The 965-nt window shown below is 46.2% G+C and carries 1 protein-coding gene and 1 pseudogene; one reads left to right on the top strand and one right to left on the bottom strand.

Translation table 11 applies throughout. The features are described 5' to 3' along the window. The first annotated feature begins 499 nt into the window (after positions 1-499). Complete coding sequence (locus E1189_RS25705; RefSeq protein WP_268921571.1) at positions 500-622, top strand: hypothetical protein; 123 nt, start codon at positions 500-502, stop codon at positions 620-622. A 192-nt stretch (positions 623-814) separates the two neighbouring features. On the opposite strand, the pseudogene E1189_RS26130 reads toward E1189_RS25705, so the two are convergent. Then, positions 815-958 (bottom strand): annotated as a pseudogene (locus E1189_RS26130) (RING finger domain-containing protein); the annotation flags it as partial. Between the last annotated feature and the right edge of the window lie 7 nt (positions 959-965).

Raw genomic sequence — 965 nt, 5'->3', positions numbered from 1 at the left:
GAATTGTATATTTACCAAGACTCATCAATACGCTCTTTGTCCATAGGGAAATGTGGAGAGGGAGGAAAGGTAGACCATTTGGGTTACCTGATATGTAATTTTTCGTCTCTAAAATCAGGCATGGATATTGTTTCTGTGTTCTGCCTGATTTGGAAAAATGATTGCAAATCGGAAGGATTGATCTGCAAACACCATTGCGGTTTAACAAGCACAAGAGAAGCCGGCAGGCTATTCGAAAGTAATACCCCCGGCTGCAAATTAGAGTGTGAAATGTATAAAAACTGTAAGTACAGCCCTCATCTTCACTGCTTAAAAGTTATCGAGTGTTAAAATGGGTCTGCCTGTGACGGGTGAGATCAGCAGGAGTGGTGAAATCCGCGTTGCACTGGTTATTAACGCCAGCCCTTAATGTCCCAAAATCACCGCAGTCGAACAGCATTTGGAGCCCGTCCTGCTGCTCACACACAAAGGGCCTGCGCTCTGTAGTGTGGGTGCGCTTGTGTCTGTTGAGATCGCAGACACTGGTAAACGCTTTGTGGCATCCAATCTTGCCACAGACAAAGGACCTGTCCCTTATAGGGGTGTGAACGGCCTTGTTGTGTTTCGTGAGATTGCTATGTAAGGCGAATCCTTTCTGGCACTGGTTACAGACATGGAGACTACCCCCTCCTGTGCGCATGCGGGGCACTTGGCATGGAGTGTGATGAGCCTGTTCATGTTCCATTTCTTCTTTTGATAGATAGAAATTCAACAGCGAACATCTGCCTGCGCATCGCATTGGTTTGTATACGGGTTGCGGTTGTCGACATATTGGGCAATACCGAGCCCTTTTTAAAGCGCCCAGGAGGCATTTACTGTGGAAAAGGTGATGACAGGTGGTCGAATGCATATTATCCCGCCAGCGAAAGCCTTCAAGACAGATTGTGCAGGTTGTTAATAGATTTTTTTTGTGATTCAAAGAAAGG

The sequence above is a fragment of the Parendozoicomonas verongulae genome (assembly GCF_009711465.1).
Taxonomy (GTDB): domain Bacteria; phylum Pseudomonadota; class Gammaproteobacteria; order Pseudomonadales; family Endozoicomonadaceae; genus Sansalvadorimonas; species Sansalvadorimonas verongulae.
Note: the sequence above shows the minus strand (reverse complement) of the source record. Positions and strands in the feature narration are given on the sequence as shown.